The sequence below is a fragment of the Thermococcus argininiproducens genome, assembly GCF_023746595.1.
Lineage (GTDB): Archaea > Methanobacteriota_B > Thermococci > Thermococcales > Thermococcaceae > Thermococcus_A > Thermococcus_A argininiproducens.
Map to the genome: position 1 here is coordinate 1834926 of NZ_CP080572.1, position 25741 is coordinate 1860666.

Annotated in this window: 29 protein-coding genes and 1 rRNA gene; 8 read left to right on the forward strand and 22 right to left on the reverse strand. The window is 40.2% G+C overall.

What is annotated here, in order from left to right; genetic code table 11:
• Window positions 1–137: 137 nt before the first annotated feature.
• The 3 genes from K1720_RS09995 (at window position 138) to K1720_RS10005 (ending at window position 1860) form a co-directional block, all read left to right on the forward strand.
• Window positions 138–419 carry a hypothetical protein gene (locus K1720_RS09995; protein ID WP_055284039.1) on the forward strand — a complete coding sequence of 94 codons (282 nt, stop codon included), beginning with the start codon at window positions 138–140 and terminating at the stop codon, window positions 417–419.
• Between the two features lie 116 nt (window positions 420–535).
• On the forward strand, window positions 536–1081 hold the full coding sequence (gene tfe, locus K1720_RS10000) for a transcription factor E (RefSeq protein WP_256468517.1): 546 nt from the start codon (window positions 536–538) through the stop codon (window positions 1079–1081).
• A 38-nt stretch (window positions 1082–1119) separates the two neighbouring features.
• Window positions 1120–1860 (forward strand): DUF2110 family protein, encoded by a 741-nt coding sequence (locus K1720_RS10005; protein ID WP_251949074.1) that lies wholly within the window; start codon window positions 1120–1122, stop codon window positions 1858–1860.
• 13 nt (window positions 1861–1873) lie between these two features.
• Here the strand turns inward: K1720_RS10005 and K1720_RS10010 are convergent, their stop codons facing one another.
• The 9 genes from K1720_RS10010 to K1720_RS10050 all read right to left on the reverse strand — a co-directional run bounded on the left by K1720_RS10010 (window position 1874) and on the right by K1720_RS10050 (window position 9939).
• Window positions 1874–3223 (reverse strand): hypothetical protein, encoded by a 1350-nt coding sequence (locus K1720_RS10010; RefSeq protein WP_251949075.1) that lies wholly within the window; start codon window positions 3221–3223, stop codon window positions 1874–1876.
• 142 nt (window positions 3224–3365) lie between these two features.
• Window positions 3366–4247, reverse strand: coding sequence for an Mrp/NBP35 family ATP-binding protein (locus tag K1720_RS10015; protein WP_251949076.1), 882 nt, complete (start codon window positions 4245–4247; stop codon window positions 3366–3368).
• A gap of 111 nt (window positions 4248–4358) precedes the next feature.
• The gene (gene porB / locus K1720_RS10020; protein ID WP_251949077.1) at window positions 4359–5306 is read right to left on the reverse strand and encodes a pyruvate synthase subunit PorB; all 948 of its coding nucleotides are present in this window, start codon (window positions 5304–5306) and stop codon (window positions 4359–4361) included.
• Between the two features lie 10 nt (window positions 5307–5316).
• Window positions 5317–6501 carry a pyruvate synthase subunit PorA gene (gene porA / locus K1720_RS10025; protein ID WP_251949078.1) on the reverse strand — a complete coding sequence of 395 codons (1185 nt, stop codon included), beginning with the start codon at window positions 6499–6501 and terminating at the stop codon, window positions 5317–5319.
• 10 nt (window positions 6502–6511) lie between these two features.
• Entirely contained in the window at window positions 6512–6829 is a 318-nt protein-coding gene (gene porD, locus K1720_RS10030; protein ID WP_251949079.1) for a pyruvate synthase subunit PorD, read from the reverse strand.
• 61 nt (window positions 6830–6890) lie between these two features.
• Complete coding sequence (locus K1720_RS10035) at window positions 6891–7826, reverse strand: 3-methyl-2-oxobutanoate dehydrogenase subunit beta (protein ID WP_251949080.1); 936 nt, start codon at window positions 7824–7826, stop codon at window positions 6891–6893.
• Window positions 7827–7831: 5 nt separating this feature from the next.
• Entirely contained in the window at window positions 7832–9013 is a 1182-nt protein-coding gene (porA, locus tag K1720_RS10040; protein WP_251949081.1) for a pyruvate ferredoxin oxidoreductase, read from the reverse strand.
• 9 nt (window positions 9014–9022) lie between these two features.
• Window positions 9023–9340 (reverse strand): 3-methyl-2-oxobutanoate dehydrogenase subunit delta, encoded by a 318-nt coding sequence (locus K1720_RS10045; protein WP_251949082.1) that lies wholly within the window; start codon window positions 9338–9340, stop codon window positions 9023–9025.
• A gap of 41 nt (window positions 9341–9381) precedes the next feature.
• Window positions 9382–9939, reverse strand: coding sequence for a pyruvate/ketoisovalerate ferredoxin oxidoreductase subunit gamma (locus K1720_RS10050; RefSeq protein ID WP_251949083.1), 558 nt, complete (start codon window positions 9937–9939; stop codon window positions 9382–9384).
• A 284-nt stretch (window positions 9940–10223) separates the two neighbouring features.
• Between K1720_RS10050 and K1720_RS10055 the strand changes: the two genes are divergently transcribed.
• Window positions 10224–11186, forward strand: a complete 963-nt coding sequence (locus K1720_RS10055; protein ID WP_251949084.1) for an inorganic phosphate transporter — start codon at window positions 10224–10226, stop codon at window positions 11184–11186.
• An 11-nt stretch (window positions 11187–11197) separates the two neighbouring features.
• Here the strand turns inward: K1720_RS10055 and K1720_RS10060 are convergent, their stop codons facing one another.
• The 8 genes from K1720_RS10060 to K1720_RS10095 form a co-directional block, all read right to left on the reverse strand.
• Window positions 11198–12475 carry an ABC transporter permease gene (locus K1720_RS10060; RefSeq protein ID WP_251949085.1) on the reverse strand — a complete coding sequence of 426 codons (1278 nt, stop codon included), beginning with the start codon at window positions 12473–12475 and terminating at the stop codon, window positions 11198–11200.
• Window positions 12472–13224, reverse strand: a complete 753-nt coding sequence (locus K1720_RS10065) for an ABC transporter ATP-binding protein (protein WP_251949086.1) — start codon at window positions 13222–13224, stop codon at window positions 12472–12474. Before K1720_RS10065 ends, K1720_RS10060 begins: the two co-directional genes overlap by 4 nt.
• The gene (locus K1720_RS10070; protein WP_251949087.1) at window positions 13225–13434 is read right to left on the reverse strand and encodes a helix-turn-helix transcriptional regulator; all 210 of its coding nucleotides are present in this window, start codon (window positions 13432–13434) and stop codon (window positions 13225–13227) included.
• Window positions 13431–13802 carry a hypothetical protein gene (locus tag K1720_RS10075; protein WP_251949088.1) on the reverse strand — a complete coding sequence of 124 codons (372 nt, stop codon included), beginning with the start codon at window positions 13800–13802 and terminating at the stop codon, window positions 13431–13433. The genes K1720_RS10070 and K1720_RS10075 overlap by 4 nt, the downstream gene beginning before the upstream one ends.
• A 31-nt stretch (window positions 13803–13833) precedes the next feature.
• Entirely contained in the window at window positions 13834–14202 is a 369-nt protein-coding gene (locus K1720_RS10080; RefSeq protein ID WP_251949089.1) for a DUF2178 domain-containing protein, read from the reverse strand.
• Window positions 14203–14750: 548 nt separating this feature from the next.
• The gene (locus K1720_RS10085; protein ID WP_055284010.1) at window positions 14751–15056 is read right to left on the reverse strand and encodes a PRC-barrel domain-containing protein; all 306 of its coding nucleotides are present in this window, start codon (window positions 15054–15056) and stop codon (window positions 14751–14753) included.
• A gap of 72 nt (window positions 15057–15128) precedes the next feature.
• Entirely contained in the window at window positions 15129–17639 is a 2511-nt protein-coding gene (locus K1720_RS10090; protein WP_251949090.1) for a CDC48 family AAA ATPase, read from the reverse strand.
• Window positions 17636–18409, reverse strand: a complete 774-nt coding sequence (locus K1720_RS10095) for a RuvC family protein (protein ID WP_251949091.1) — start codon at window positions 18407–18409, stop codon at window positions 17636–17638. Before K1720_RS10095 ends, K1720_RS10090 begins: the two co-directional genes overlap by 4 nt.
• 365 nt (window positions 18410–18774) lie before the next feature.
• Between K1720_RS10095 and K1720_RS10100 the strand changes: the two genes are divergently transcribed.
• The 3 genes from K1720_RS10100 to serS all read left to right on the forward strand — a co-directional run bounded on the left by K1720_RS10100 (window position 18775) and on the right by serS (window position 21710).
• On the forward strand, window positions 18775–18972 hold the full coding sequence (locus tag K1720_RS10100; protein WP_251949092.1) for a hypothetical protein: 198 nt from the start codon (window positions 18775–18777) through the stop codon (window positions 18970–18972).
• 84 nt (window positions 18973–19056) lie between these two features.
• Window positions 19057–20259 carry a molybdenum cofactor synthesis domain-containing protein gene (locus tag K1720_RS10105; RefSeq protein ID WP_251949093.1) on the forward strand — a complete coding sequence of 401 codons (1203 nt, stop codon included), beginning with the start codon at window positions 19057–19059 and terminating at the stop codon, window positions 20257–20259.
• 83 nt (window positions 20260–20342) lie between these two features.
• Window positions 20343–21710 carry a serine--tRNA ligase gene (gene serS, locus K1720_RS10110; RefSeq protein ID WP_251950709.1) on the forward strand — a complete coding sequence of 456 codons (1368 nt, stop codon included), beginning with the start codon at window positions 20343–20345 and terminating at the stop codon, window positions 21708–21710.
• Window positions 21711–21712: 2 nt separating this feature from the next.
• Here serS and K1720_RS10115 read toward each other — a convergent pair whose 3' ends face one another.
• On the reverse strand, window positions 21713–22075 hold the full coding sequence (locus K1720_RS10115; protein ID WP_251949094.1) for a ribonuclease P protein component 4: 363 nt from the start codon (window positions 22073–22075) through the stop codon (window positions 21713–21715).
• A 4-nt stretch (window positions 22076–22079) separates the two neighbouring features.
• Window positions 22080–23609 carry a hypothetical protein gene (locus K1720_RS10120; RefSeq protein WP_251949095.1) on the reverse strand — a complete coding sequence of 510 codons (1530 nt, stop codon included), beginning with the start codon at window positions 23607–23609 and terminating at the stop codon, window positions 22080–22082.
• Window positions 23610–23661: 52 nt separating this feature from the next.
• Between K1720_RS10120 and rrf the strand changes: the two genes are divergently transcribed.
• Window positions 23662–23783, forward strand: a 5S ribosomal RNA gene (rrf, locus tag K1720_RS10125).
• 117 nt (window positions 23784–23900) lie between these two features.
• Here the strand turns inward: rrf and mce are convergent.
• Genes mce through K1720_RS10140 form a run of 3 tightly spaced genes read right to left on the reverse strand, consistent with a single transcriptional unit; the run spans window position 23901 to window position 25737 of the window.
• Window positions 23901–24302: a methylmalonyl-CoA epimerase gene (gene mce / locus K1720_RS10130; RefSeq protein ID WP_251949096.1), complete on the reverse strand. Its 402-nt coding sequence runs from the start codon at window positions 24300–24302 to the stop codon at window positions 23901–23903.
• Window positions 24299–25258 carry a methylmalonyl Co-A mutase-associated GTPase MeaB gene (gene meaB / locus K1720_RS10135; RefSeq protein ID WP_251950712.1) on the reverse strand — a complete coding sequence of 320 codons (960 nt, stop codon included), beginning with the start codon at window positions 25256–25258 and terminating at the stop codon, window positions 24299–24301. Before meaB ends, mce begins: the two co-directional genes overlap by 4 nt.
• Before the next feature lie 44 nt (window positions 25259–25302).
• Complete coding sequence (locus K1720_RS10140) at window positions 25303–25737, reverse strand: cobalamin B12-binding domain-containing protein (RefSeq protein WP_251950715.1); 435 nt, start codon at window positions 25735–25737, stop codon at window positions 25303–25305.
• Between the last annotated feature and the right edge of the window lie 4 nt (window positions 25738–25741).

The window sequence follows — 25741 nt, forward strand, 5'->3', positions numbered from 1 at the left end:
CTAGATTATTCATAACAAAAGGGCATAAATAAAGATAATGGTTCTCATCAGGCAAAGGCTTAAAAATAGTAAAAAGATAAACAATAAAAAGAACAATAAGTGCTCTAAACCCCGAGGATATCATGGAGGTGGCTTGATTGGAAATCACAATTGAAAAGTTTAAGCCCAAAGTTACTAGACCCTTCAAAAGGAAAAACGAGTATTGGGTTAAGCTCATTGATGAAAGTGGTGAATATATAATGAAGTTCAAAACCCCTTTGGAAGCTGAAGATGCTATTTATGGTCTTCTCGATTTGCAAGTTTATGGCGGAAAGGTCAAGCTAACTTTGAGAGAGGGAAACGTGATAGAGAATATTGAAGTTTTGGAACTTTACAAACCTTCGGCAAAAGAGCTTGTTGATGAGTACTTTACTGATTAAATTGACGTCCTTTTTTATACATTAACCTCCTTTTTTCGACAAAAACCTATATATACTATAGGGGGCATAATATATAAATAGAGCTACCTAAAAGAGCAGAAAAATTAATTTTTAGCATGAAATCCAATGATTTGGAGGGCTTATTTATGGCAAGAAAAAGAAACAAGGAACTCATGAAGTTTGCAGAGGAAATCGGGGGAGAAGAGGCAATAGAGGTAATCAAGGCTCTAGAAAAGAAAGGTGAGGCTACAGACGAGGAACTAGCTGAAGTAACTGGAATAAGAGTAAATACCGTGCGCAAAATTCTCTATTCTCTCTACGACAACCAGCTCGCAGAGTTCAGAAGAACCAGAGATAAGGATACTGGATGGTACTACTATTACTGGCGTCTTGAAACAAAAAGACTGCCTGAAATAATAAAAGCCAAAAAAATGCAAGAACTTAAAAAACTCAAAGAGGTGCTTGATGAAGAAACCAGAGAAATCTATTACCACTGCGGAACTCCAGGACATCCAAGGTTAACTTTTGATGAAGCCATGGAATATGAATTCAGATGCCCTCTATGTGGAGAAATGCTTATGCAATATGACAACACTGAAATTGTGAAGGAACTTCAAGAAAGGATAAAAAAACTTGAAAAAGAACTAGGGCTTAAAGCTTGATTTTTTTAGATAAATAAATGAACTGCGGGGATGGTAACATGGAGATAGTTATTCTTGAGAAAATTTATGGGGATCGAAGCGGTTTTGAAAAGCTTAATAGGAAGCTTAAATCTCTTATTGGAGATTTAGAAATCTCTTGGAAAGTAGGTATAACCCAAAGACAATGGGCAAAAATATCCCTAGAAGGAGAAGACAAGGAGGTTTCTGCGAACCTCATTAGGGAGGAATTTGGAGAAATTCCGTACAAACTCAGTGCTATCGAAGAAGGAAGAATATATAAAGGCCGTTTTGTTGACCTAGGAAAAATAGGGTATGGTGTTTATGTTGATATAGGGATTTTCTCGCCTGTTCCAAAGGATGCCCTCATTCCACTTTACTACCTCAAGTCCACGTTTGGAGAAAAACCCGTTAGGCGAATGATAAGAGAATTTGGGTGGATAGATTATCTCCCAGTTGAAGTCGAGATAAAGAAGGTAGAGTTTGGAACAAGAGAAATTGAAGTAGAATTTACAAGAAGACAGCTCACAAAGATAAACAAATGGTTGAATGACGGTCACGACAAGATTTTTATTGCTGGGACAGTGAGTGAGAATGTTGAAAAAGCTCTCATTGAAACAGGCCATTCACGAGATGTAATACGCTTAGAAGAACTTGGATTAATGGAGACTTTACTAGTTCTCAAAAAAGGCACACAAGCCCCAGGAATAATAAAAGAGATCGGGCCGTATTTAAAACCGGCAGTCTTCGGGGCAATAAAATTCCCAAGTGACTATCTTTAGAGCAAGGGGGTTTTCAAGTTAGATAAAGCTCGGTAATCAATCTTACAGCAAGCCCAGAAGATACCAAGATAAGTGCAAGTATCACCTCAGGAACTGCCAACATAAGCACCAAGTGAGACAGGAAAAGCCAAAGTAGTAGTGCTTTACCCCCTTTCATTCTTAGTATTGATCTTCTAAACCTGAAAAGAACATAAGAAATTAAAATAATCTGTACAATGCCCTCTTTCATAAATAGTATTAAATAATCAAACCGTACAACAAGTGGCCATTCAGGGAGAGGAACGTTAAAATAACTCCTACCTGCAAGGAATATTGCCGTAGTAAGACCCAAATATAGATAATTTTTCATTGATTTTGTTGGAAGTGCAAGAAACATAAAAACTGGGATTAATAAGAGATAAGGCCAAATTAATGCGCCAAATCCAGTAATAACTGATAAAATCATTATCTGTTTTATTAACTTAGAGTCCTCTTCAATGAATTTTGTATTCAATACTATAGCCAGCACAGTAACAAGAAAGAGTATCTCAAATATTGAGCCATTAAAAGTTTCCAAAGAATGCCTAAATGTAGGTGAAGCAAAAGTTAACCCAAACACAACAAACCCAAGCTCTCTATATGGTTTTGGAGCAATGAAAAAGAGTAAAGTCGCTATCAAGAATATCAAGAATAAATGAAGAATTAAAACTGCCTCTTCAGTTGGAGAATACAGCCTAAAATAAAGATTAAAGAATAATGTTAGAAGAGAACCTTTTTCCTGACCAATGAGGGCATTTTGGAAAATTGACTTCAAGAATGTTTCACTTATTGTAAATAAACCCGAGTTAGAAAACCATAATGCAAGGAGAGCTATCACCAGAATATAGAAGAAATGGGTGTACTTTCCATGCTTCGAAAACAAAAATGTAAATAAAAATACCAAGAAGGAGACAATTAAAAGAGCACCATATATTTCTTTAATTTCAAAGGCATGTTTTTGAGAAAATGGTTCCTCGATTAAGTAGATATTCTCCTCATTCCCAGTAAAAAATACTGCATTATCAAGGACTATCACTGAGGGGTTCAATGAAGCCTCATAAGGAAGACCTGTTAACTCCCACAACTCCTTCATTTTTGGGTTTTCATAAACGTTTCCAACAAGAACGATAACTTCTTGACCCCTTTCTTTAAATCGTGAGAGTTTTGCATCTAAATATGTTGCCCAGGCTTGAGAATACTCACTCTCCCCTGAAACCACATAATATCCCCTTTCATCATTAAGAAACTCCTCAAACGCCTTTTCATCTGGATAGAAACTTAATTCTGCTGCAGAAACTAGAGGAAGTATCAATATTACGAGTAATATCGACAGGATCTTTTTCATCGGCGCCACCAGATAAAATTATACCCTATAAATGATACCTTGATGAGTAATAAAAAATAATGAATTTAAATTTTACTTTTCTCTCCTGAAAGCCTCATCGTTCCTACATGAGACACGGTCAATTATCAAAAAGGGTAAGAGACTAATCTCCATCCTCTTTTTTCTCCAACCTCCTAGCCAGTTTTTGGGCAATCTCCATAAATGCTTTTGCTGCTGGTGTCTCTTCAAAAAGCACTATGGGTATGCCATTGTCACTTGCCTCTCTTGCCTTAAGATCAATAGGAACCTTCCCGAGAAAGTCTACCCCTTCTTTTTCTGCAAGCTTTTCTCCACCACCTTCTCCAAAGAGATCAATCTTATTTCCACAATGGGGGCATATTAAGTAACTCATGTTCTCAACAACAGCCACATAAGGAACTTCCATCTGCTTCATCATATTCACGGCTTTTCCAGTGTCAAGTAACGCCACTTCTTGAGGAGTGGTAACTATTATGGCAGCATCTAGACTTAATGTTTGAGTAACTGTTAAAATTTGATCTCCAGTTCCGGGTGGAAAATCCACTATCATGAAATCTAAAGTTCCCCACTTAACATCACCAAGAAGTTGTTTAATGGCCTTTGTAACCAGAGCTCCTCTCCAGATAATAGGTTGATCGTCAGGCACCATAAAACCCATACTCATTACTTTAATTGGTGTTGTTTGTCCAAAAAAGTCATTCATTGGGGGTATCATCTCAAAATGCCCATCTTCAAACTTTTCAGCTAGAATTTCAGCTTTTTCAACTCCAAGCATTTTGGCAATATTTGGCCCATGTACATCGGCATCAAGAACTCCCACAAAATATCCCTGCTTTGCGAGGGCTGCTGCTAAATTCACGGCTACTGTTGATTTACCGACACCGCCTTTGCCACTTAAAACTGCTATTCTAAATCTCCACTGTTTCTCTTTCTCTTTAATTCTTTGCGTGAGAGGGTCGGCGCCCAGACCTGGAACATTAAAAGTGGGGGGAGTTTTTATCGTCATTTTCATCACCTCAAATTTTTTAGGCTAATCTAAGAAAAGAAGCTTAATCTTATAAGCTTTGCCCATAAATTACACAACAGTACACAAAAATGAGTAACAAAAAGAAGAAATCTAGAGAAGCTCAACTTCCTTACCAAGGATTCTCCAGACTTCTTTGATCTGTCTCTTGAGTTCTTCAATTGCCTCTGGCTTCTTGAAGAGGTGTTTGAATCTTCCTTGGAGCCTAAGATAGTCCTCAATTGGCTTTTTGAACTTTCCATCTTTGGGGAATCTTTGGAACTTAATGTTATGGAAGTCACCGTTTTCAATTTCGAAGAGAGGCCATAGACCTGTCTCAATCGCTAATTTTGCGATTTCCACAGTTTTCTCTGGTGGAGTTCTCCATCCTGGAACACATGGAGCTAAAACTTGAACAAATGCTGGTCCATCGACACTTGCGGCCTTTTTCATCTTCCTGTAGAAGTCATATGGATCTCCAATGCTTGCTGTAGCCACATAGGGAATTTGATGAGCTGCAGCTATTAGAGCTACCCATTTCTTTGGTTTGTCCTCACCAATTGAGTACTTTCCAGGCGGTGAAGTGGTTGTCCATGCTCCGTAAGGAGTGGATGAAGATCTCTGGATACCCGTATTCATGTAAGCCTCATTATCATACATGAGGTAAACCACATTGTGTCTTCTTTCAAGCATTCCAGAAAGGGCTTGGAGACCAATATCTGCTGTACCACCATCTCCACCAATGGCAAGGATTTTTCCTTTTCTTCCAAGCTTCTTCCAAGCAGCGTCGACACCACTTGCGACTGCACCAGCGTTTTCAAAAGCTACATGTATCCAAGGAGCTTTCCATGCAGTATATGGGAAAACACCAGAAACAACTTCCATACATCCTGTGGCATGAGCAATGGCAAATGCATTCGGATCGCCATATTTTGCTTCCATAGCCTCGCTAAATGCTTTTGTAGCAAGTCTCATGACTATTGCAGGACCGCATCCAGCACATGCGGCATGACCAGGTGCCCAGTATTCGCGAGTTGTGATAGGAGGCTTTCTAACTGCCATCATAACCACCTCACAAAATCTCCTTCCTCAATCCTATCCAGTTAACTTCTTCAACCTTCTCTCCTTCAAGGGCCTTCTTTGATATCTCAACGACTTCTTCAAGTTGTTCAAAGGTAACATCCCTTCCACCAAGTCCAAGTATGAAGTCAAGGATTATTGGCTTCTCTTTCTCGTTTATAAGTGCTCTACCGACATCTGTGTAAACAGCACCACTAATTCCAAAGCTTATGTCTTTTTCAAGAATAGCAAGAACCTTTGTTTTCTTTGCGAGAGCCCTTATCTCCTCAATTGGGAATGGTCTGTAAACTGTCATCTTAGCCGCCCCAATTTTTACGCCCTCTTCCCTCTTCTTGTCAATGAACTCCTTGAGAGTTCCAGCTAATGAGCCCATTGTGAGAAGAATTACTTCAGCATCCTCAGTCTTGTATTCCTCGATCATATGATATCTTCTTCCAAACTTCTTCTCGAATTCATCAAAGACCTCTTTAATGACTTTTCTCGCGTTTTCCATTGCTTGCCAAACTGTGTATCTGGCTTCCATGTAGTGAGCTGGGAATCCAAGGGCACCTTGAGTGATTGGTCTAGCTGGATCGAGATAAGCGTGTTTTGGTACGTATTCTCCAAGGAACTCGTCAACTACTTCTTGATCTGGTATTTCTACTGGTTCAACTGTATGTGTCAATATGAAGGCATCAAAGCCAACCATTGCTGGGAGAAGAACTCTCTCGTCCTCAGCAACTTTAAATGCTATAAGGATTAGATCCAGTGCTTCTTGGTTGTTTTCAGCATAGAATTGCATCCAACCAGTGTCTCTCTCACTTATTGTGTCTTGCCAGTCATTCCAAATGTTAATTGGAGCACTCAATGACCTGTTACCAATCGCCATAACTATTGGAAGTCTCATTCCAGCTGCAATGAAAAGAATCTCGTGCATCAGGGCAAGACCTTGGGAAGCAGTTGCCGTAAAAGCTCTCACACCTGCAGCACTTGCTCCAACACATGCAGAAATTGCAGAGTGCTCACTTTCAACTTTTATGAACTCAGCATCCATTTCTCCATCAGCTACGAATTCACTAATTTTCTCTGGAACGAGTGTTGATGGTGTGATCGGAAATGCAGCAACAACTTTTGGCTTTGCAAGTTTAGCAGCCCACGCAGCAGCTTCATTACCCTTCATAACCTTTCTCATTGGCATTCATACCACCTCATTTGCTTTCTCTAACCATTTCAATTGCTTTTGTTGGGCATTCATTTGCACAAATTCCACAACCCTTACAATAATCATAGTCAAAAACAGGATAGCTCTCTTCATCTAGATATATGGCTGGTTCTGGACATAGAGTGTAACATAGGAAGCATCTAACACACTTATCTTTGTCAAACTGTGGCATAAAAACTCTCCATCCACCGGTCTTGTTGACAACGCTGCTTCCAGGAATGTAGACTACTGCTCCAGGTGTCATCTTTTCACTATACTCTTTTTGGACTCTCTCAATATCAGCTTTGAATGGACTTTCAGCCATGCATACCACCCCAAGCGAATTATATCATTTTTTCTTTAAATTTTTCGTAAAAATAAAAATATCAGCCGAAAACCTCGGCCTTCTTTTTGAGTTCTTCCCATTCTTTTAGTACCCATTCTTGGAGTACTTGAATATCTTCTTTGGTCATGTACTTAAATCTTCCTTGTAGTTTTATGAAGTCCTCAAGGGGCTTGGGTTCCTTGTTTGGTGAAGGCATGTTTATCTTATACTTGCCGTTTTCATATTCAAAAAGTGGGAAATATGCTGTTTGGACTGCTAAGCGGGCAAGTTCAATGGTCTTGTCAGTTGGTGCCCTCCATCCTGTTGGACACGGGGCAAAGAGTTGTATGAATGATGGACCTTTAATATTCTTGGCCTTCTTTAGTTTTCTCATGAAGTCTTCTGGATAAGCAACGCTAGCTGTAGCAGCATACGCGGGCTTGTGAGCTATCACGATATCAATGACCTTCTTCTTTGGTCTTCTCTCAACGAAGTGTTTCTTTCCACCCGGGGTGTTAGTTGTCCATGCTCCGTAAGGAGTGGATGAAGACCTCTGGATACCCGTATTCATGTAAGCCTCATTATCATACATTATGTATAATCCATCATGCCCCCTTTCAAGGAAACCACTCAATGCTTGGAGACCAATATCTGCTGTACCACCATCTCCTGCCCAGCCGACTACCATTATTCCATCTTCGCCCTTAACTTTGTAGCCTTTTGCTTTCAAAGCTGCCTCAATACCACTTATAACCGCACCAGTAGTCTCAAAAGCTGTATGGAACAGAGGAGCATTCAAAGCTGAATAAGGCCACGGACCTGCTATAATTGTCGAACAACATGCAGGTATTGTGAATATTGTCTTATTCCCATAAGCTTTTAAAACATACCTCAACCCTAAAGAGGCTCCACAACCCTGGCAAGCCGTGTGTCCAGCGTAAAAGTGTTCCTCAGCAGGGAGTGTTAATTTCTTTTTCACCTCAGCAGGAAGTTCCATTCTTCTCACCTCTTTAAGTGGTACCATTCGATTTCCCTATCAAGTTCCTTCTTTTCAATTATTTCTTTCATATTTTTGGCAATTACTCTCACGTCATTCACTGTTAAGTCCCTTCCGCCAAGTCCAACAATGTAGTTCTTCATTACTGGGTTTGCATCAGTGTTGTAAAGAACACCCTTAGCTTCATTGAAGAGAATTCCCTCTTGTCCAAATGAGAAGTTTCTATCAAGGACTGCTATCCCTTCCACGTTTTTGGCCAACTCATAAAGTTCTTCCTTGGGGAAGGGTCTGAACCAGCGAACCTTTGCAGCTCCTACCTTGTATCCTTCATTTCTAAGAACATCAATGGCCTCTTTAACAGTACCCATTAAAGAACCCATACCCATGAAAACAATCTCTGCATCCTCTGTCCTGTATAGCTCTATCATCCGACTGTAGTCTCTTCCAAATCTTTCTCCAAATTCCTTACCAACTTCTTTAATGATCTTTCTAGCGTTTTCCATAGCCTTTTCAATCCTATATCTAAATTCATAGTAATCAGCTGGAGTACCTAGCGCACCAACTGAGAATGGGTTTTCAAAGTCCGTTAATGTATAGAGAGGCTTCCTTGGTGGAAGGAAATCATCTATCTCTTCTTGGCTTGGCATGTCAACTACATCATAAGTGTGACTTAGAATAAATGCACTTTCAATAACCATCACTGGGAGGTTAACTTTCTCATGCTCGCCAATTTTAAATGCCATTAGTACACCGTCATAGACCTCTTGGTTGTTTTCAGCATAAAATTGAAGCCATCCAGTGTCTCTTTGGGCAAGTGAATCTGTTTGATCATCCCAAACACTCCACGGTGGAGCCATTGCTCTGTTAACATCCACCATCACTACTGGGAGTCTTGCTCCAGCAGCCCAGTGAAGCATCTCATGCATTAAAGCAAGACCTTGAGCAGATGTTGCCGTGAAAGTCCTTGCTCCCGTCGCTGAGGCACCTATACAAGCAGCCATTGCTGAGTGCTCACTCTCAACTGAGACATATTGAAGATTTTCGACCTCTCCATTAGCTATAAACTCAGCTATTTTTTCAATAATTGACGTCTGAGGTGTTATAGGGTAAGCGGCTACAACCTCAACTCTCGCATGTTTCGCCGCATAAGCAGCCGCGTAATTTCCACTTACAACTTTCTTTGGCATTTTATCACCTCACTTCTCCTCTCTTACCATGCTTATTGCCTTAGTTGGACATTCATTTGCACAAATTCCACAACCCTTACAATAGTCATAGTCCACCGCGACATAGCCATCTTCTTTTATGTATATTGAAGGCTCTGGACAGAACTTCCAACAAATATAGCACTTTATACATTTGCTTTCGTCAACAACTGGTATAAACGTCCTCCAATCCCCAGTAAAGTTCGAGAGTGTCGTTCCAAGAGTTATTGGAACCTCCGGATATTCTTCAACAGATTTAAATACCCTTTTTCCTGCATTTGCCTTCTTCTCCCCGAATAAAGTATTCAAGACAATTCACCCCTTATAATGAATTTTAAAGGAAGGAAAAATCAAAGTTCATAAACAGTGGTCTTTCCAAATGCTTCTCTTGCTGCCTTAGCATTCTTCTCTCCAAGTTCTCCTGAGAAAGTGTCCTTAATAGCTTCCTCAACACTTTCAATTTTAACCACACCTGTGGCTTTTGCCACTGCACCGAGAATTGATGTATTTGTAATTGGCAACCCAAGAATTTCTAAAGCTATTGTCGTAGCATCAACAAGAGCTAGCTTGGCTGGTTTCTTCTTGAGCTTCTCAAGAACTTCTTCCTTTGATTTTTCAGTGTTTATAATTACCATCCCACCCTCTTTAAGACCTGCTGTGACGTCTACTGTGTCCAAAAGTGAGGGATCAAGAACAACTACCACATCAGGTTCATAAATCTGAGTTTTGATTCTAATAGGTCTTTCGTCTATTCTTGTAAATGCTGTAACTGGAGCACCTCTTCTTTCAACACCAAAAAACGGGAACGCTTGGACATACTTGCCTTCTAAGAAAGCTCCTTCGGCTAAGATGTTTGCAGCTGTAACTGCACCTTGTCCACCCCTACCGTGAAAACGAATCTCTATCATCGTCTCTTCCTCCCAAGTTTTGTCAGTATCATTTTCAGTCAGCGCATTTATTTAGTTTTCGGTATGGCAAGAAACCTCTTTCGGCATGTGTCTTTGAGTAAAAGTGGACAGATTCTATGTTCAATGAATAATATAATACACCAACAGACACAAAATTTCCCTTTACATTTGTAAAAAGAATGTCTCTCTAAAAGACTTCCTGTTACCAAACCAGAAAAAGGGCAACGAGTAGATTTTTAAACTTAAAACTACTATATAGTCTATATAGATATGAGGGGACAGAAATGGAGGCAGTTATGTTAGCTGCGGTCGCAATAGGGTTCTACATTGCCTGGAATATTGGGGCCAATGACAGTGCAAATGCAATGGGGACTGCCATAGGTGCAGGTTTGTTAAGCTTCAGACAGGCAACTCTTACAATCACAGTATTTGTAATGCTTGGAGCTTATTTGAAAGGATCCAAGGTCATGAAGACTATTGGAAAAGGCATCGTCCCCCCAGAGTATCTATCACTTGAACTTGCAATAATAGCTTTATTAGCAGCAGGAGTTTGGGTGACCATAGCTACCATAAAAGGCCTTCCAGTTTCCACTACTCAAGCAATTGTAGGGGGAGTTGTAGGGGTTGGAATCGCTATAAGTGCCCCTATAAAATGGGAAACACTTATTAAAATTGGTGCTGCATGGATCATTTCCCCAATATTGGCTGCGATTTTCGGCTTGATCCTTTTCAAGTTTTATGGGAGAATTGTCAATAGAATCAAGAGTCTAAAAAGGATAGAGTTTCTCTATAAGTGGCTTGCAGTTCTTGGAGGCTCTTATATGGCTTTTAATTTTGGCGCTAATGAAGTTGCAAATGCAACTGGCCCCTTGGTAGGAGCTGGATTCTTTGATCCTAAAACCGCTGGGATGTTTGGGGCACTAAGCCTAGCTTTAGGAGCATTAACCTTTAGTTATGCTGTCATGTATACTGTAGGCAGAAAAATAACCTCCTTAGGTCCAATATCTGCTTTTTCCGCCCAATTTAGTTCTGCCATAGCAGTTAGCTTAGCTAATATGTTTGGGCTTCCTGTAAGTTCAAGCCAAGCCATTGTAGGAGGAGTAATAGGAGTAGGTCTTGCTAGTGGGAGAGGAATAGAAAAAGAAGTTGTGAGGGAAATAGCCGTTGGATGGATAGCTACACCAACCACTGCGATCGTGATCTCCCTTGCTATGTTTAAGGTATTTCAGTTTGTTGGGTTGCTCTAAAAGAAAAAAGATCACTTCTTTCTTCCAAACCTAAACTTTGCTGTAAGAATCTTTTCTGTTGTGAAAAACTTCGCTGTCACAGATAATGTTATTGCTGCTATTACAGAAAGATAAATCACGCTAGTATACATGGTAGAGTATTCTCCCATGAGCATCGCCTTTGAAGCCAACACTGGGTGGCTGAAGGGTATTGCTAATATGAGATATTTGAGAGCAACTGGAAGTGTTTCTATGTCTGCAAACATTAGAATAAAAGTTGGAAATGCCAAAGGCATTATTCCAGCACTTACAACAGCATTTGCACTTTTTGTATCTTCTGCAAAAACCGCTAGTAGCATTGCAAAACTTAAAGCAAATACCATTGCCAAGAACATTATAAGAACAAATAACATGACTCCTAATGGTGTTACTTTCAAACCGAGTTCCTCAAGGGGAATTCCAATTTCACCAGATGCAGAAGTCAAGCTTCCTAGATAGTTTCTCATCCCTATCATGTACGCTATAGCTGCAATTATTCCAACTACTGCTGTCCCCATCATCTTACCGGCTACAATGGTTATCCTTTTCACAGGAAGCGTTAACAGAGTCTCAAGAGTTTTGTTTTCCTTTTCCATTGCCATTGTTCCAGCTGACATTTGAGCTACTAATATTATCATAATGAATATTACGATAGGCATCGAAAATGATTGAGACGTTATAATGTTGGAAACCAAAGATGGCGGAACTGGAACCACCTGGCCTTTAATAACAGTATAACTCCTAGCATCTATTGGTTTTAAAATCGCCTCGGGATTCCCTTCTATATTTTGCTCTATTTTTAACTTTGCCAAATATTCATTTAAAACTATTAGGATGGCATTAATTCTTCCCTCACTCACTGCTTCCCTTATACCTCCACTTATACCCTTTATAATACCATAAACTTCTACTTGGGCTTTTTGGTTGTTTTCTATAGCTATCGAAAAGTTTCTAGGAATTATTACAATCATATTATGCTCTCCTTCTTGGGCCTTTTTAAGAGCTTCATCAAGGGTTAACGCCTCTATCTTCGTTACTGTTACGTTTGGGGCAGCTTCTAAGGCTTTTATAAGCAGAGAACCATATTCTCCATCATCAAAGTTTACTAAAACAACTTTAGTTTCTTTTTGTGCTTGTTCAAACCCTACCTGCATCATCTGCCCTAACGCAGGATAAATAATAAGAGGAACTATGATTATACCAAATATCAATGCCTTATCTCTCAAGAGATCCTTAAGCTCTTTCATAACTATTACCCAAAAATCACTCATCCAAACACCTCCATAGCTCCTTTGCCTTCTCCTACTATACTCATGAAGACCTCTTCAAGATTCTCTGCATTGTATTTCTCTTTCAACTCTTTTGGACTCCCAACGTCTACTATAACTCCTTTATTGATAAGGGCAACTCTATCACAGAGGAACTCAACTTCAAGCATGTTATGACTTGAAACAAGAAATGTAATGCCCTTCTCCCTCGCAAATCTTCGTATAGTTTGCCTTATGGAGTAAGCATTAACCACATCAAGACCGCTTGCAGGTTCATCAAGAATTCCTAATTTTGGCTTGACCATTAAAGCCCGAGCCAATAGTAATTTCCGTGTCATACCCTTTGAGTAAGTGGAAATCTTATCGTTTAATCTTTCTCCAAGACCACTAAGTTTTATCCCCATTTCAAGCATTTCATCATAGCTTTTACCTGTTTTAGCATATAGCTTCGCCATGAACTGGAGATACTCGATTCCCTTAAGATTTTTATATGCTCCCGCCTCCTCTGGGAGGTAGCTTATAAGCTTCCTAACCTCTTCTGCCTCTTCAACTACATCATGACCAAAAATTTCTGCTTTTCCGCCAGTAGGAGTTAATAAAGTCGCCAAGATTTTTAGAGTCGTACTTTTTCCAGCACCATTTGGACCTATAAGGCCAAATATCTCACCTTTTCTAATTTCAAAACTTATCCCCTTGAGGGCTTTAACTTTTCCATAATCCTTCTCAAGATTTTCTACTTTGACAGCAACCATTTAAGGCCCCCCTATCTTTTCCTCGTAAATAAATATGTCCTCAATTTTAACTTTAAAAAACTTCGCTATTTTAAAAGCCAGTTCAAGAGAGGGATTATACTTACCTTTTTCAATCGCTATTATTGTTTGTCTTGTTACTCCAAGTGCTTTGGCTAGGTCTTCTTGAGTTAACCCCTTCCATTCTCGAAGTTCACGGAGGCGATTCTTCATTTTGTTTCACCTTTAAGCCAGTAGTAAACTCTAATTCCAAGATGGATTGATATCGCAAGGGTAATTATGTTTCTAGAAGTTGTTACGAATTCTTTAAACTGCTGAGTCCCATAGAGCGTTCCAGCCTTCCATGCGAACCATAATAAAGCAAGAAAAATATATGCTTCCAGAGTTGCTGATGTTATCCTGAGCTCTTTTATACTTTTCTCGATTCCAGCGAGCTCCATTCCAGTATACATGGCAATCATAGACAGTGTTACCGCAATTACTGCTCCGTAGGGACTCCTTAGCTTTATGAAGTATATTGCAAGTAAGACAAAAAATATCATGATCATAAATGAGATATACCAAACTTTCCGGTTTTTCATGTCAAAACCCTCACAAGCTTTTATCCTATAATCACATCACCTGTTCATAGTAGTAGTGGGAAACTAAGAGCATCAAGGCCCCTATCGCCAAAGGAATTATGAGCTTTGTTGCCATTTCACTGTTTCCACTAGTATATTCCCACAGATATTCAAGAAAGAGCAGAAAGCTCATCACAGCATAGCCGTTACGGGCACTTTTGGCATGTATTATCTCGGTTCTCTCGTCCTCAACCTTTTGAACCCGAGAATTGTAATACCAAGTAAGTATGTAGGTAAGCAAAAAACCCACCACAAAGATCCCCACTGCTAAAAGTGCCTTACCTGACTTAGTTGAATATGCCAAAGCAATTATCATACCTGTGATGAGAATTGCAAGCAAGTGTTCATACCTTACTTTCATTGCATAATCACCTCTATAGTACTCATCATGTAAAGTTTACTTTACGTAAAATAAACTTTACATCTATATAAAGCTTGTGGTCTAATATCCTTAACTTTCTGACCTCCTCCCCGTCTGAAGGGCGAGGGTTCCAGCGAATTAACCCCTCGCCAGTGGCGGGAAGGTTTACGGGCCCATCACCTACTCGGGTTGCCCCTTTCAGTTCAGCCCGAGGGCCGGGTCTTCGGCCCGTTACCCCTACCGCAAAGCGGTTCGGGGCTATCGTTCCAAAGACCACTCCAAGAGTTTCAACCACCTCAGCGGTGGTATTATAAAGGACGCCTTACGGCGTCTTCCCTCCAGACTTGGAGGGACACGATGAAACTCCTCATGGAGTTGTTCTTAAGGGGCCTCTCCAAGACCTTATTACGTTGATAAGTTTAAAAAAGTTTCGGTAGTTTAAAGGTTTTCCTTGGACAGTTCACCACATCCCCCTAAAAGACAAGGCTTTCAAAAAGTAAAAATAACCAGAACTAAAAACTGTACAAGAGAAGATATAGTAAGAGAATCTAAGACCCTTGGAGTTTTTCTTTAATAAGTGAAATTCTCCTAAGCTTTGATTTGACTGCAAGTTTGTTGTGATCTACGACTATAAACTCTCCAATGCTCTTAACAGCTTTCATGGGTATCAAAAGAAGACCTTCATGATCGGTAACAAACTCACTTGTGTCCAAGTCCTCATCTGGTTCAGCTACTATAACTAAAATTTCTCCTGTCTCTTCATCAAAGCTTAAATCGTAGAGCCATCCAAGTCTTATTCCGGTATCAGTTATAATCTCCATATCCCTAAGTTTTGATGCTCTGACCTTTACCATTTTATACCCCCCAGCTTTTGCCTATAGTGAAAATCGACTTTTTTCTATAAAATCTTTTCTAAAATTGAAAAATCAAAGAGTGAAATAATCTACTTCCCTACGCTCCTCTCCCCTAGCTCCCTTTCTACTTTCTTCAAACTGGCGATAATAGTCAAGCATGTATTTCGTTATGCTGGGTTTGACTTTCTTCATAGCTTCATCAAAATCCCTTTTTGAAACTTTAAGCTTCTCCAAGAACTCCTCAGCTTGCTCTTCCACAAGTTCTCTTGGTGTTTTTGAAACCGATCTTCTAAGTGCCACAAATGCGGCCTCTCTAACAAGTGCGGCCAGATCGGCCCCACTATATCCTTCAGTTCTTTTTGCAAGCTCTTCCAAACTTACATCACTTGCAAGTGGTACTCTCCGTGTGTGAACTTTGAGTATCTCAAGCCTTGCTTTTTCGTCTGGTGCTGGAACGAGAAGTAATCTATCAAACCTACCAGGTCTTAGTAGTGCAGGGTCAAGAATGTCAGGCCTATTAGTAGCGGCTATCACGACAACACCACTATTCTCTTCAATACCATCCATCTCAGTTAACAATTGATTAATAAGCCTATCTGTAACCCTATCAGCTTCACCTCCCCTCATTGGAGCTATAGAGTCAATTTCATCAATGAAGATCACGGTTGGGGCAGCTTGTCTCGCTTTTCTAAAGATCTCCCGAACTCTCTTCTCACTTTCACCAACCCACTTGCTCAAAACCTCTGGACCCCTAATTCCAATAAAGTTGGCCTCACTTTCGTTAGCAACAGCCTTAGCCAAAAGAGTCTTACCAGTACCCGGAGGACCGTAGAGCAGAATACCCTTGGGAGGAGTTATCCCCAATCTTTGGAATGCTTTGGGGTATTTTAATGGCCACTCCACTGCTTCTTTTAATTCCTGCTTCACGCTTTCAAGACCTCCTATATCGTTCCACCTAACATTAGGAACTTCAATCAGAACCTCTCTAAGTGCAGATGGCTCTATCATCTTCAATGCTTCATAGAAATCATTTTTCGTAACCTTAAGCTCTTGAAGAACCTCCCGAGGTATCTTTTCCTCCTCAGGATTAATCTTGCCTTCGGTAATGAGCCTTCTTAAGACAACCATTGCGGCTTCTCTTGCCAATGCTGCCAAATCAGCGCCTACAAATCCATGAGTCCTTTCAGCTAACTCTTCAAGCATGAGATCAATGAGTCTTACCCTAACCTCCTTGTATATATCACTTTCCTCCTTTAGTATCGCTTTAATTTCACTCTCATCTCTAACATTCTCAACTTTTTCCATGATGAAGTCTAGTTTGTCTTTATCAAATGTTTCTCTCTTTCTAAGTTCTTTTAGGACTCTAAGAACATTCCTCTTATCATAATCTGGCTCAAGCGGCATACCTCTGGTGTGAATTTGAAGGATTTCTTTTCTTCCCTGCTTGTCAGGAACACCAACCTCAATCTCCCTATCAAACCTACCAGGCCTTCTTAAAGCAGGGTCTAACGCGTCCGGTCTATTAGTAGCAGCGATTACGATAACTTTTCCCCTACTTTGCAATCCATCCATCAAAGTAAGCAGTTGTGAAACAACTCTCTTCTCAACCTCTCCTGTGACTTCTTCTCTTTTTGGAGCTATTGCATCAATCTCATCAATGAAAATTATGCTCGGAGCACTTTCTTCAGCCTCTTTAAAGATTTCCCTCAATCTCTCTTCGCTTTCTCCATAATATTTGCTCATGATTTCTGGGCCGTTGATGGCTATGAAGTGAGCATTAGCCTCATTAGCAACAGCCTTAGCCAAAAGAGTCTTACCAGTACCCGGAGGACCATACAACAAAACACCCTTCGGCGGTTCAATTCCAAGCCTCTCGAAGAGCTCTGGGTGCTTTAAGGGGAGCTCTACCATTTCTCTAATTTTTTGAACAGCATCTCTAAGACCACCAATGTCCTCATAAGTAACTTCAGGAACCTTTTCTTCTTTAACCTCTACTGCCTGGGGAAGAACCTCTATCTCGGTATTGTACGTTATCTGAACTATACCCTTTGGAGCCGTGTTCACTACAATGAACTTTAACTCACCAAATCCTAATGGCAAACTCTCAAAGAATCCTCTGAAAAGTTCATCAAATGGAGAACCAGTATAAATTTCCGTCTCTCTTCCACTAGCCACTATTAGGTCACCCTTAACAACTGGTCTCCCAAGGAGGTTCCTTTTAACAAGTTCTCCTGGAATTTGGAGGTAGACCCCTCTCTGAGCTGGGGCCAACACAACTTTTCTGGCCTCTTGAACCTCAGCTTTTCTCAGAGTAATGTAGTCTCCTATACTAACTCCAGCATTTCTTCTGATGTAGCCATCCATTCGTATTATGTCAAGACCTCTATCATCTGGATGAGCATTCTCAACTATGGCAGCTGTTTTCCTTTCTCCTTCTAATTCCACTATATCACCAGGCCCTACTCCCAATTGCTTTTGATATCTCCTATCAAACCTAACCACACCTCTCCCAACATCTCGCTTAAGGGCCTCAGCAACTCGTAACTTTATTTCCTCCTTAACCTCTTCCTTACCAAATATCATTTTTTATCACCTTTTTTCTTTTTGTGGATTTCAATAGCTTCTTCTAAAGTCAAATTACCCTTTGCAACTTCTCTCGCAAGCTTTGATGATATAGTAATCATACCATTACTTAATTCTCTACTTCTTGTTTTTATATATTCAATCTCACCCCTACTGGGTTCACCCACATGCATCAGTTCCCCAAGAGTAGCCTCTCTACCATCCCTTAAAGCTATATTGATTGAAGCTACAATATCCTGAACTTGTGATGCCTCAATCCCACCAACTTTTGGAGTGGTACCTCGTTCATTTACTAAAATAATTGGAAAATCATCTCCTAAGACATTTGCCAAACTTTTAAGCATTAAAATCCTATACCTTTTTGCCCCATGCCCTATTTTAATTTTGGCCTTTGGATATTTTTCTAATAAACTCAAGATAACATCAACATCCTTTGGAGTTTTTAAGTGATGAACTTCAATAACCCTGTTATCCGCGACAACTGCTATTCCAGGTCTTTCCCCAGGATCTATAGCAATGTATATAGTCTTAAATTTCTCCCTCCCCTCAAGTTTTGCCAAGAGATCATCTATAAAATTCTCATTTACAATCATTATTTTAGCTGGAAAATTAATTTTAGCGTATTCTTCTTTACTTGTTAAAACTACTTCCACATCAAAAGGGATCTTATCGCCAGGTCTAAGGCTATAAAAAGGTATCCTATACTCTTGCAAAACTTTTGCGGCCATGTAATAAATTCTTGCATTTTCTGTGATGATCGCCACTCTCATGTGTGATGATTCGAAGGAACTATTAAAAAGATTAAGGAAAAAAGAGAAGATTTCAAAAACTCAAAGTGGATTAAAAACACTCCAATCCTCATGTGAACTGCCCCCTTATGAGGGGACTTTGTGAGAGTTCATTCGGCGTCCCGTTACCGGTAGCCTCACTCCCACCGGCCGGTTCACACGGCCACTACCGACTATTCCTCCAACGAGGGAATCGCCGGCTACTTTCAAATTGTCGAACTACTAATTACTACTAGCAAGAGTATTTAAAAACTTTCGGCGCTCACTTTTTAGAGTGTTTTCGCCCCCTCCCTTTCGGAAGAAGTCTTCTCAAATAAACTTTATAAACCCTTGCCACGGAGATAAAAATGCCCCAGAAGTGGGCCGGGGTGAGAAATATGCAGCCTCCAAAGAAAAAGAAAGTTGAAGAGCTCGAAGAAGAACTCTTTGAGGAAGAATGGGAAGAGGAAGAATTTGATGAGGATTGGGAGGAAGAAGAGTGGGAGGAAGAGTGGGAAGAAGATGAATGGGAAGAGGAGGATTGGGAAGACGAAGATGAATGGTGAATCCTCCCTATTCTCCCAGTCATAAGCCCACGCGTTTCCAACAGATTTATTAACTTTTCCTCATTTTTTCAAATGGGTGATAAAATGGCATTTTTAAAAGTGGTATCCCTCGAAAAAGCTCTAGAGATCATAAACTCCTTCCCATTAAAACCAACGATCGAAGAGATAGAAATTGAAGAAGCATATGGAAGGATTCTAGCGGAGGACGTTATTTCCCCAATAGACGTCCCACCCTTTGACAGAGCAAGCGTTGATGGGTATGCTTTAAAAAGTCAAGATACATGGAATGCAAGCGAAAGCAATCCAGTAGTATTAAAAGTTATTGGGGAGGTTCATGCAGGAGAGGAGCCTAAAGTTGAGGTAAGCCCTGGAGAAACAGTTTACATTTCCACAGGAGCAGTGCTCCCTAAGGGGGCAGACGCAGTTATTGAATTTGAAGTAGTCGAAAGAGAAGAGGATAAAGTTATTATCTACAAACCCGTTTATCCCCAAGCGGGCGTCATGAAAGCAGGGACTGATATCTCAAAAGGTAAGCTTCTTCTAAAAATAGGTACAAAACTTGGATTTAAAGAAACGGCCTTGCTTTCCGCAGTTGGTTTTGAAAAAGTAAAGGTATTCTCAAAACCAAAAGTCGCAATAATAAGCACTGGGAACGAGATTATTTTACCTGGAGACGAACTAAGACCAGGAAAGATATACGATATAAATGGACGAGCGGTTAGTGATGCAGTTAAAGAACTTGGAGGGGAACCCCACTTTATAGGAATAGCAAACGATGATCGAGAGAGTCTAAAAGAGAAAATAATAGAAGCTCTCAAATATGATATTATAATTCTTAGCGGCGGTGCCAGTGGAGGTACAAGAGATCTTACAGCTTCAATAATTGAGGAACTTGGAGAGGTAAAAATCCACGGAATAGCAATCCAACCAGGGAAGCCAACGATAATAGGCCTTATAGAGGGAAAGCCTATTTTTGGTCTACCAGGTTATCCCACCAGTTGTCTGACAAACTTCACTCTTCTAGTTGCCCCACTAATTAGAAAACTCCTTGGAATGGACTTCAAAATAGAGTACGCCAAGAAAAAGCTCGCCCACAAGGTATTCTCTGTTAAAGGGAGGAGACAGTTCTTACCAGTAAGAATCAATGACGAGGTAGCACAACCAATTCTAAAAGGAAGTGGAGCAGTAACGAGTTTTATAGAAGCTGATGGCTTTGTAGAAGTTCCAGAGAATGTTGAAATACTGGAAGAAGGGGAAGAAGTTAGAGTAGTTTTATTCAAATTTTAAGCATTATTTCATTCTCATTGTCTTCTCACATCATCTGGATAAACTTTTAAATAAACTCTTCGTTATTACGGTAGGTGAAAGATATGCTTGATATAAAGCTCATCAGAGAAAATCCTGACATTGTAAAAGGCGATCTTATAAAGCGTGGGGAGCTTGAGAAACTCCAATGGATTGACGAGATCCTTGAGCTCGATAAGAAATGGAGAGAAAACCTAAAAGAGATCAATGTACTTAGAAGAGAACGAAACAAGCTTGCTATTGAGATAGGTAAGAGAAAAAAAGCTGGTGAAGGAATTGAGGATCTGCTAACAAGGAGCAACGAAATAGCAAAGCAAATAGAAGAAATTGAAAAGGAAAATAATAAGATCAAAGAAAAGATCGATTACTATCTCTGGCGTCTCCCAAATATAACCCACGAAAGTGTCCCTATCGGAAAAGATGATACTGAAAATGTCCCAATCAGGTTTTGGGGAAAAGCTAAAGTCTGGGAAGGGCATTTAGAGACTTTTTTAGAACAAAGCCAAGGGAAAATGGAGTATGAAGTTATCAAATGGAAACCCCAGCTTCATGCCGATTTGCTACCAAAACTTGGTGGGGCTGATCTTGAGAGGGCTGCAAAGGTTAGTGGTTCAAGATTCTTCTATCTTCTCAATGAGTTAGTAATACTAGATCTAGCACTAATAAGATTTGCATTAGATAAGCTCATAGAGAAAGGCTTTATTCCAGTAATACCCCCATATATGGTAAGAAGATATGTTGAGGAAGGTGTCACTAGTTTTGGAGACTTTGAAGATGTTATATACAAGATTGAAGGTGAAGACCTCTACCTAATTCCTACATCAGAGCATGCTCTAGCAGGAATGCATGCAAACGAAATACTAGATGGGAATGATTTACCTATCCTTTATGCAGGAGTGAGCCCATGCTTCAGAAAAGAGGCTGGAACTGCCGGAAAAGACACAAAGGGTATCTTCAGAGTTCATCAGTTCCATAAGGTAGAACAATTTGTTTATGTCAAGCCAGAAGAAAGCTGGGAATGGCATGAGAAACTCATACAAAATGCTGAAGAGATATTCCAGGCATTAGAGATTCCATACAGAATCGTGAACATCTGTACCGGCGATTTGGGATATGTAGCAGCAAAGAAATACGATATTGAAGCGTGGATGAGTGCCCAAGGTAAATTCAGAGAAGTAGTAAGTTGCTCAAACTGTACTGATTGGCAAGCAAGAAGACTAAACATCAGATTCAGAGATAAACCAAACGAAAAGCCCCGCTTTGTTCATACACTAAATTCAACAGCAATAGCAACTTCGAGAGCAATAGTGGCAATAATAGAGAACTTCCAAGAAGAAGATGGAACTGTAAAAATCCCCAAAGTATTATGGCCCTATACAGGATTCCAAGAAATTTTGCCCCTTGATAAAAAAGATAAATGCTGTCAGGGTTAAGTTTAACCTTTATGGGCTCGTCTTCTTTCTTTCTTCTCCCTTAAATAAGGGTAACGCATGATGTGGCCACATTCAAGACATTTTATAACAACGTGAGGCATTCTTTTCTCTCTGAGCCTAACTCGTGCATTAGCTCCTGGAACAAGAAATGAGTGGCACTTTTTACAATACCTCCTCTTCCACTTTCTTGGGATTCTGACTTTTGCTTTTCGTTGTACTGCTAAAGCTATTTCAACATACCTATTTGCGAGTTCCTTATCATAGGGGAAAACCCTCTCAGCCAGAGTAAAGAGTATTTCTATCCTCTCAAGTGCTATCTTTTTCTTCTCCCTCTTTTCTCTTTGACGAATATACCTCTTGGACATGATATCACCTTATTAACCGGAGCTTTCCTGGAAATGGTTCGTACACATACCCAGAGGATATAAACCTTTCAATGAGTTCTAAGGCATCTTTCTGATTGAAGCCCTGCTGCAACAGCTCATTTAAGAACTCTTCCTTATCCACGTCTCCTGTAATACTGGTGGATGACAAGTCGTAGAATACTTGAAGAGCCCTTTGTGCCCTGACGTCTCTTGGAACATAGCGTTCATAGTCTTTCCTAAGTTCCATAAGAATTTCAGGATGATCTTTGACAACAACTGCCCAGTCATTAAGGATAGCTTCTTTAATTTGTCTTATGTCTCCTATTGTTTTCTTTGTAACTTTTCCAGAGAACCTAGTTGCTGCTCCAAAGACCCTAACATCTAAGAGATATCTAAGATTTATGTGAAAAAGGCCTTTTGGACTACTGCTAAGAGGATTGAACATATCCGGATACTCTTGTCTACCATATTCTATCCACTTTAGGAATTCCTTTCTGAATGGTTCTAAGTCCTTGGTGTTCATCGCCATGTGTTGTTCGCGTTGGAGGAAGACCGTAACGAGCAAATTAGGCATAAGTTGTTGGAATTCCCTGTTCTTCTCAAAGTATGGCTTCTCTTCCCAAGGAGTTAAAACAAAAGGAGTTTCTGAAATTCTTGCTAGTAGATCTGTTGGGTTAGGTTCTTTGTTTTCTGGAAGTAATCCTATCGCCTTCTTATTCGTTATCTGATCTTTTACCCACTTTGGAAGCTTATTCATGCTTATCTTCTTCAGAGGGGTGTAATATTTCATATCTGTTCCATTGGGGTTTCTAACTCGAAAATCTATTCCCAAAAAAGGATCTTCTATCTCAAGCATGGTTTTTTTGGTAACACGAACTTCCCAAGGGAGACTATCATAGAGGTATTTCAGAGCTTTCCACAGAGCTAGAAGCCCTAAATTTTCCCTGTATTTGTAAACCGTGAAGTCAAAGCCTTCACCCCAATTTCGAGATTGCTCCATTCCAAGCACATAAGGAACACCATAAAGCGAATAAATGAGTGCCATCCTCATCTCATCAGGCATGTAAACCGTTCTCTCGAATAGATTAATTACCTCTCTTCTGCTAAGCGCGAACTCTTGATAGTCTTTCCAGTACTCCGGATATTCCCTACCTTCTATTAATAACGTGTGAACAGTCCGAAGGTTGCCCCAAGGGTAAGCATCCATGACCCCTTTTACACGAACATGACTTCCTGGCCTTACATTACCCCGTACTTCTGTCATTTCTGTCATTCTAATTACCAAATAACTCCTGAAATCATCCTTACTAAGTGATGCCAACTCTGAGGGGGTTAATGGTGATAACAAGTAATAAGCCGCATCGTTAGGGGCATATGGAGGCTTTCTTGCCAGTAGAAAACCAGCCAACTCGATCTCTTCCCCATTTTTGGTTCGTTGGATTGTAACTTGAAAGTCCTTAACTCTCTTACTTGGACTAAGTGGCTCTCTTATTCGCTCTAGTCTTAGCAGTTCCATTATCTCCTTTTCCATCATTCTCCTCATCTACCGTAAACTTTATAAAGCCTGTGCTGAGAGTTACTATCGGTACGGCGGTCATAGCGGCGGGGTCACACCCGGACTCGTTTCGACCCCGGAAGTTAAGCCCGCCAGCGATCCCGGCGGTACTGCCCTCCGAGAGGGGGCGGGAAACCGGGGACGCCGCCGGCCACTCAAAAATACTCTTCTTAAAATTCTTCAACAATGAAATTTTCCATTATCTCTCGTCCAAAACCATGTATTCTAGTCCTCGATGAGAAAAAAGCTCAGAAATTTAAAAAGAAGGGTTCATTCTTTCCTTTCACATAGTTCTAAAAGAACCCCACCAACACTCTTTGGGTGTACAAATGCTATCTTTGCCCCACCAACACCTATTCTAGGTGTTTCATCGATTAACCTAAAGCCATCTTCTTTCAGTTTTTTGAGATGCTCTTCAATGTTATCAACACCCAACGCAATGTGGTGAATTCCCTCTCCTCTTTTTGCAATGAACTTTGCTATTGGTGAGTCTTCTGAAGTTGCTTCTAAGAGTTCAATTCTCGTTTCACCAGCGTGGAATATGGCTGTTCTAACTTTTTGCTCTGCAACCTCTTCAATCTCTTCAACCTTTAACCCAAGACCTTCCCAAATCTTTATGGCCTCTTCAAGATTCTTAACAGCAATTCCAATATGGTCAACCTTTTTTATCATGCTTTCACCCCCAAAGCCTTTTCCAGCACAAGATCAGCAGCAGAATATGGGTCGATTTCTCTTTTAGCTATCTTTTCTATAAGTATCGCTATATCATCCTCTCCCATCTTTTCACCGATCTTTCTTGCAATCGTACTTGAGACAATAGCTTTAATTTCTTCTTCTACCCTAAACTTTCTTTTCTTTTCGATCTCTCCACTACTTAGGAGGAACTCCCTGTGCTTATTAATAGCACCCCACAGTTGCTCAATCCCCTTGTTAGTAAAAGCAATAGTAGAAACGATTGGTGGTTTCCAGCCTTTTTTACTCCATTTCTCCTTTTCTAGATCAAGCATAAGTTCGAGCTCAAACATTGTGGCCTCTGCACCCTCTTTATCTGCTTTATTGACCACAAAGATATCTGCTATCTCCATTAAACCGGCCTTTATTGCTTGAATATCATCCCCCAATCCAGGGACTGTAACTAAAACCACTGTATCAGCCGTTTTTACTATATCCACTTCTATTTGCCCGACACCTACAGTTTCTACAAAAATAACGTCACACCCATATGCATCAAGTATTTTTATAGCATCATTTGTTGCCTTGGCTAAACCTCCAAGAGAGCCCCTCGTGGCCATGCTCCTTATAAAAACTCCCGGATCTGTTGAATGTCGTTGCATCCTGATCCTATCTCCAAGAAGAGCCCCTCCTGTAAAGGGAGAAGTCGGATCTATTGCAATAACTCCTACTACTTTCTCTTCCTCTCTAGCCTTTTTAATGAGCTTATCAACCAAGGTTGATTTTCCAGACCCAGGAGGACCAGTTATCCCAATTATATAAGCCCTTCCAGTATAAGGATAAATTTTTTTAACTATTTCCCTCGCTTTTTCCTCATTATTCTCTACAAATGTGATCAACCTAGCCGTTGCTCTTTTGTCGCCTTTAAGCATTCTTTCAATTAATTCATCTATCATGTTTATCACTTGGATTAATTATCCAAAAAAGAAAATATAAACCTTTAGCTTTCGGTCCTAAATTTCTTAAGTTTGGGAACGTTCTCCTCGATAAACCTGATAATCTCCTCAATCGGGCTTCCTGGACCAAAAACTCTGCCAACACCCATCTTTTCAAGTTCTTGAGCATCATCTGGAGGTATTATCCCCCCAGCAAGCAGAAGAATATCTTCATTTGGGATTATATCTTTCTCCTCTAAAAGCCTTAGAATTTTTGGTATAAGGACCATGTGGGCTCCAGAAAGGATACTAAGGCCCAAAACATCTATATCCTCTTGAATAACAGACTCCACAATTTGTTCTGGAGTTTGTCTTATCCCAGTATAAATAACTTCAAAGCCGGCGTCTCTAAGAGCTCTCGCTATGACCTTTGCTCCTCTGTCGTGACCATCCAATCCCGGTTTAGCTATTAGAACTCTAACTTTTGAGCGCTCTACCATAATC

Bases quoted from the DNA above. Each gene is read 5' to 3' on its own strand.
- K1720_RS10060 (WP_251949085.1), bottom strand. From the start codon at position 12,475: ATGAGTGATTTTTGGGTAATAGTTATGAAAGAGCTTAAGGATCTCTTG.
- K1720_RS10115 (WP_251949094.1), bottom strand. From the start codon at position 22,075: ATGTCCAAGAGGTATATTCGTCAAAGAGAAAAGAGGGAGAAGAAAAAG.
- porD (WP_251949079.1), bottom strand. From the start codon at position 6,829: ATGGCTGAAAGTCCATTCAAAGCTGATATTGAGAGAGTCCAAAAAGAG.
- K1720_RS10005 (WP_251949074.1), top strand. From the start codon at position 1,120: ATGGAGATAGTTATTCTTGAGAAAATTTATGGGGATCGAAGCGGTTTT.
- K1720_RS10035 (WP_251949080.1), bottom strand. From the start codon at position 7,826: ATGGAACTTCCTGCTGAGGTGAAAAAGAAATTAACACTCCCTGCTGAG.
- porB (WP_251949077.1), bottom strand. From the start codon at position 5,306: ATGGCAGTTAGAAAGCCTCCTATCACAACTCGCGAATACTGGGCACCT.
- K1720_RS10010 (WP_251949075.1), bottom strand. From the start codon at position 3,223: ATGAAAAAGATCCTGTCGATATTACTCGTAATATTGATACTTCCTCTA.
- K1720_RS10065 (WP_251949086.1), bottom strand. From the start codon at position 13,224: ATGGTTGCTGTCAAAGTAGAAAATCTTGAGAAGGATTATGGAAAAGTT.
- serS (WP_251950709.1), top strand. From the start codon at position 20,343: ATGCTTGATATAAAGCTCATCAGAGAAAATCCTGACATTGTAAAAGGC.
- K1720_RS10050 (WP_251949083.1), bottom strand. From the start codon at position 9,939: ATGATAGAGATTCGTTTTCACGGTAGGGGTGGACAAGGTGCAGTTACA.
- K1720_RS10075 (WP_251949088.1), bottom strand. From the start codon at position 13,802: ATGAAAAACCGGAAAGTTTGGTATATCTCATTTATGATCATGATATTT.
- K1720_RS10120 (WP_251949095.1), bottom strand. From the start codon at position 23,609: ATGATGGAAAAGGAGATAATGGAACTGCTAAGACTAGAGCGAATAAGA.
- K1720_RS10105 (WP_251949093.1), top strand. From the start codon at position 19,057: ATGGCATTTTTAAAAGTGGTATCCCTCGAAAAAGCTCTAGAGATCATA.
- tfe (WP_256468517.1), top strand. From the start codon at position 536: ATGAAATCCAATGATTTGGAGGGCTTATTTATGGCAAGAAAAAGAAAC.
- K1720_RS10095 (WP_251949091.1), bottom strand. From the start codon at position 18,409: ATGAGAGTGGCGATCATCACAGAAAATGCAAGAATTTATTACATGGCC.
- K1720_RS10015 (WP_251949076.1), bottom strand. From the start codon at position 4,247: ATGACGATAAAAACTCCCCCCACTTTTAATGTTCCAGGTCTGGGCGCC.
- meaB (WP_251950712.1), bottom strand. From the start codon at position 25,258: ATGATAGATGAATTAATTGAAAGAATGCTTAAAGGCGACAAAAGAGCA.
- K1720_RS10100 (WP_251949092.1), top strand. From the start codon at position 18,775: ATGCCCCAGAAGTGGGCCGGGGTGAGAAATATGCAGCCTCCAAAGAAA.
- K1720_RS10140 (WP_251950715.1), bottom strand. From the start codon at position 25,737: ATGGTAGAGCGCTCAAAAGTTAGAGTTCTAATAGCTAAACCGGGATTG.
- K1720_RS10070 (WP_251949087.1), bottom strand. From the start codon at position 13,434: ATGAAGAATCGCCTCCGTGAACTTCGAGAATGGAAGGGGTTAACTCAA.
- K1720_RS10085 (WP_055284010.1), bottom strand. From the start codon at position 15,056: ATGGTAAAGGTCAGAGCATCAAAACTTAGGGATATGGAGATTATAACT.
- porA (WP_251949081.1), bottom strand. From the start codon at position 9,013: ATGCCAAAGAAAGTTGTAAGTGGAAATTACGCGGCTGCTTATGCGGCG.
- K1720_RS10055 (WP_251949084.1), top strand. From the start codon at position 10,224: ATGGAGGCAGTTATGTTAGCTGCGGTCGCAATAGGGTTCTACATTGCC.
- mce (WP_251949096.1), bottom strand. From the start codon at position 24,302: ATGATAAAAAAGGTTGACCATATTGGAATTGCTGTTAAGAATCTTGAA.
- porA (WP_251949078.1), bottom strand. From the start codon at position 6,501: ATGCCAATGAGAAAGGTTATGAAGGGTAATGAAGCTGCTGCGTGGGCT.
- K1720_RS10080 (WP_251949089.1), bottom strand. From the start codon at position 14,202: ATGAAAGTAAGGTATGAACACTTGCTTGCAATTCTCATCACAGGTATG.
- K1720_RS10090 (WP_251949090.1), bottom strand. From the start codon at position 17,639: ATGATATTTGGTAAGGAAGAGGTTAAGGAGGAAATAAAGTTACGAGTT.